Below are 3,134 nucleotides of genomic sequence, written 5' to 3'. Positions count from 1 at the left end.
CAGGCCAGCGGCAAACATGTCAGCCGTCTACGGTGCGGATGCACTCGCGAAACGCCGGCCCTGCCAGAACCGGCAAGACCACCGGGCTCACTCAACTCGGCAAGACCGTCGAGGTGATCCACCGGCGGCGTCACCCGAACTCCTCCGGCGACATCCCGGTCATCTACATCACCGTCCCGCCCGCCGCCACCCCCAAGATGATCGCGATGGAGTTCGCCCGGTTCTTCGACCTGCCGATCTCCACCAGGAGCAACATCACTGACATCGCCGACGCGGTCTGCGGCGTCAGTACGGACGCCCACGTGACCCTCGTCGCAGTCGACGAACTCCACAACCCCAACACCGCCACACGCGCCGGCGCTGAAGCCTCCGACACCCTGAAGTACTTCTCCGAACGCATCCCGGCCACCTTCGTCTACGCCGGAATCAGCCTGGAACGCACCGGACTGCTCTCCGGCGCCCGCGGGGAACAGATCGCCGGGCGGTTCGGCATGGTCCGCACCGGACCGTTCGGCCAGAACCAGCAATGGACCGCGCTGATCGCAGCCCTGGAGGACAGCCTCAGGCTCCACCGCCACCGGCCCGGTTCCCTCACCCGGCTCGACCGATATCTGCACCAGCGCACCCACGGGATGATCGGAAGCCTGCTCTGGCTGATCCGCAGCGCTGCCATCAACGCCGTCCTGGACGGCACCGAGAAGATCACCAAGAAGGACCTCGACGCCGTCGACGCCGACTTCACTTCCCAGTCCCCACGGCCACCCGCCACGTGATCGACGCCGATGCTGCCCCGAGAACGAGCCGAGAAGATCCTCACCCTGCACGCGGCCGGATGGCCGGTGCAGGCCATCGCCGACCACATCGGCCACAGCCACCAAACCGTTCGCGACTACATCAATGGCCGCAGAACGCCGGGGATTCGGGCCCCGCGGCCGAGCCTGCTCACCGAACCCCTCGCCAGCTATTGCCGTCAGCGACTCACCGAGGATCCGCAGCTGCGGACCAGCGTTCTGTTCAAAGAAGTCGCCGACCTCGGCTACCAGGGAAGCCGAGCAACCCTCTACCGCGAACTGAAGCGCCGACACCGCCTGCTGGTCCCGGCCGACCGCCAGAAAACCGACTCGCAGGAGGAACACCCCCAGGACCTATCCGGGATGTCCCGCACGCTCACCCGCAGGCACGCGCGGACACCGGTACTGCCACAGCGAGTCGCCCCGGTCACAGGAGAAACCCTCAACTCCTACCTGGCCCGGATCGCCCAGGCCAACCACCTCACCGTCACCGAGGTACTGGCCGTGCTGCCCACCTGGTTCTCCACGAAAGCCAACAACATCGACGACCGAGCCCAGCACCACATGCTCGCCCCCGCAGCCACCCAAGCCCTGCACGAACTCGCTCACCTCACCAGCACCACTCCCGCCGGCCTGATTCATGCACTGCCCGCCTTCGGCACCGACGAAAGCCCCGTCCGGGCCACGACCGCCTGCCGCCGGTGCACGTCCCGCCGCGGCATCCGCCAGCCCGTCCCCGTCCACCTCCCGATTCACCACAAGGTCTGCACACAGCACGGAATCTGGCTCAGCGATCTCGGAGAACCCCACCTCGACCTCTCCATATGTCCCGAGATCACCACAGCCCAACACCGGGTGAACCGACTCCTCCGCCGCTTCACACCCCAGCAACTCACTCTCACGCACCAAACCGCGGTCGAAGCCGTTCCGCCCTGGCCTGCCTCCCCGGCCGCCGTCCAGCACCACTGGAGATACCGGCTCCTCGCACTGCAGACCCACAATCACCACCGCGGCGTCCCGACCGACCTCGACACCTACGCACACGCCGCGATCTACCCCGACGCCATCGAACTCGCCGCAGCAGCACTCGCCAAGCATCCACACGATCCAGCAAGATCCACTGGCGAGAACTCTCCGCGTCTCCGAACGGCGGCACCTGCGGCTCACGGCCACTTCGCCACTCAAGATTCTCACCGCAGGTCAGAACGACCGCGTCAGGGACGACTCGGTGACACAGGACAACATGCTTCTGCGCGGCATATGACAGGCCGTGTGGAAGATCCCTTCACGTACGTGTGCGCGAGGCCCGCTCCGGCAGATACCGACAGACCGGAACCCGATACGCCCGAGCCGGACGAACGGCCGCGGCCCGGCGTCGAGGAGGCATACGCCGCCTTCGACCGTGCCCGCGCTCAGGCCGCCGGCTGACGCGGCACGGCTTGGGCGAACAGGCCGAGGGAGTGCTGCCATGAGGTGGTGGGCATCTGGGCGGCCAGGGCCTCGCTCGTCTTGACCGCCGCGTCGGCACTGGCATGTTCGCGTGCGTGCGGCAGCAGCGTGAAGCGGGCGTCGGCCTGGCCGCGGGCGAAGTAGGCCAGGTACGGCCGCCAGGCCGGACGGGGGAAGAGCTGATGGGCCACGATGAGCACGCCGCGGCCGACGTGCACGGTGCGGGCGTACGCCTCGTGAACGCGTGCGCGCTCGAAGAACGAATGGTCCGCGAGGTAGACGCCGAGGCGTACGTGCCTGAGGTCGTCGAGGGTGAAGGGCTCCAGCACGGGCTCGGCCTCCAGCACGGGCGCGGGACGGCGATGCCGCCGGGATCGTTGTCTGCTCACGGCCAGGCTGTCTGTACGCAGGTTCGTTGGTACCAGCGCACCAGGTTCTTTGGGCTCCGACAACCGTTCGACTGCCGAGCCGGTGGAGGGCCAACGCACAAGCGCAGCCAGCGAGAAGAGGCCGTCAGGGGCTCAGGTGAACCGTCGGCCGACGGTTCGAGCTTGGTACCAAAAGACCTTGGAACCGTGGTCCCGACGGAAGTGCGTACAGACAGCCAGGCCAACGATGCGGGCCGCGCCAAGGTGCCCGCGGTGACGGTGGTCACCAGCGTGGGGCGGAGAGCGCGGCGGCCATGAGGTCCAGCTTCTCAATCAGGAGCCGCGCGTCGGCGGCGTGGGGCCCCAACTTCTCAAACCGGTACGTGCTGCGGTGCGCGGACCAGGGCCTCGCTGCGTTGACGCATCCCGGCCAAGGTGCGAACTGCGTGGTTGCTCCATTCGCCAGGAGTTCTAGTGAGCCGGTCTTGAGATGGCTGGTCGACTCGTGAGTCGCATTCTGTTTCTC

At 67.4% G+C, this 3,134-nt stretch carries 4 protein-coding genes; 2 read left to right on the top strand and 2 right to left on the bottom strand.

From position 1 onward, the window contains the following. Positions 1-32 precede the first annotated feature (32 nt). Positions 33-773, top strand: coding sequence for a TniB family NTP-binding protein (locus ACFWZ5_RS45895; RefSeq protein ID WP_384893188.1), 741 nt, complete (start codon positions 33-35; stop codon positions 771-773). A gap of 9 nt (positions 774-782) precedes the next feature. Next, on the top strand, positions 783-2,219 hold the full coding sequence (locus tag ACFWZ5_RS45890; RefSeq protein WP_384893185.1) for a TniQ family protein: 1,437 nt from the start codon (positions 783-785) through the stop codon (positions 2,217-2,219). Here ACFWZ5_RS45890 and ACFWZ5_RS45885 read toward each other — a convergent pair. Together ACFWZ5_RS45885 and ACFWZ5_RS45880 are read right to left on the bottom strand one after the other, a co-directional pair. Further along, entirely contained in the window at positions 2,204-2,629 is a 426-nt protein-coding gene (locus tag ACFWZ5_RS45885; RefSeq protein WP_384893182.1) for a hypothetical protein, read from the bottom strand. The two genes, ACFWZ5_RS45890 and ACFWZ5_RS45885, sit on opposite strands and share 16 nt — an antisense overlap. Before the next feature lie 262 nt (positions 2,630-2,891). Continuing rightward, on the bottom strand, positions 2,892-3,134 hold a 243-nt coding region (locus ACFWZ5_RS45880), incomplete at its 5' end, for a hypothetical protein (RefSeq protein ID WP_384893180.1).

It is taken from the genome of Streptomyces sp. NPDC059003, assembly GCF_042740445.1.
Taxonomy (GTDB): Bacteria; Actinomycetota; Actinomycetes; order Streptomycetales; family Streptomycetaceae; genus Streptomyces.
This window is presented reverse-complemented; position numbering and strand designations above follow the sequence as displayed.